Annotated in this window: 1 protein-coding gene; it reads right to left on the minus strand. The window is 23.8% G+C overall.

The window, feature by feature from the left end; genetic code table 11:
• On the minus strand, positions 1–986 hold a 986-nt coding region (locus tag BUB01_RS05845; RefSeq protein ID WP_200802847.1), incomplete at both ends, for an AMP-binding protein.

The raw sequence follows: 986 nt of genomic DNA on the forward strand, positions 1-986 counted from the left end.
ACTCCTTTTGGATTTCCAGTTGTTCCAGATGTATATATTACATATGCTAAATTATTTTCTTTAATATTTTTCTTTAAATTATTAACATTTCCGTTGTATAATGATTCATCATTTAAATCATATATATCAATTTTCTGTTTAATTTTTTCCTTAAAGTTACTTCGTACTAAGATTGTTTTAATTTTACTATTCTCTAATATATACTCTATTCTATTTTGTGGATATTTAGGATCTATAGGTAAATATGCTCCGCCAGCCTTTATTATTGCCATTATTCCTACTATCATATTTATAGAACGTTCTGTCATTATACCTACAATATCATCAGGTCCTACACCATTATTTCTTAAGATACTAGCTAATGAGTTGGCTCTTTCATTAAGCTCTTTATAAGTTATACTTTTGTTTTCAAATACAACTGCAATGTTATTTGGTGTCTTTTCTACCTGTTCTTCAAATAATTCTTGTATGGTTTTATTGTTTGGATAGTGCGCTTCAGTTTTATTAAACTCTATTAATAATTTATTTTTTTCATCTTCTCCTAGAATTTCCATGTCTTTAACTAATATATTTTCATTAGTTATAATTTCATCTATTAAGTTCACGAAATGATTTTTAATTTTTTCTACATTATTCTTTGAATATAATAATTCATTGAATTGAAATTTTATTGCAATAATATCTTTGTAGCCAACTACTAAATTAAAATTATAATTAGTTTGTTCTTTTCCGCTAAAATCAATTATTTGTAAATCATTTTTAATTAAAAGTTCAGTATTTAGGCCCTCATCATCAACTGGATAATTTTCAAATACCATTATATTATTTATTAGTTTTTCTTTAGCTTCACTGAAAGATTGTATTTTTGCTAAAGGATAAAAATCATATTCATTACTTTCTAAGAAGGATTTATTTATACTTATTAATAAATCTTTAAAGCTCATACTATCTTCTAATTTAACTCTTAATGGGATAGTATTTATAAA

The organism is Clostridium cavendishii DSM 21758 (assembly GCF_900141845.1).
GTDB classification, from domain to species: domain Bacteria; phylum Bacillota; class Clostridia; order Clostridiales; family Clostridiaceae; genus Clostridium_AG; species Clostridium_AG cavendishii.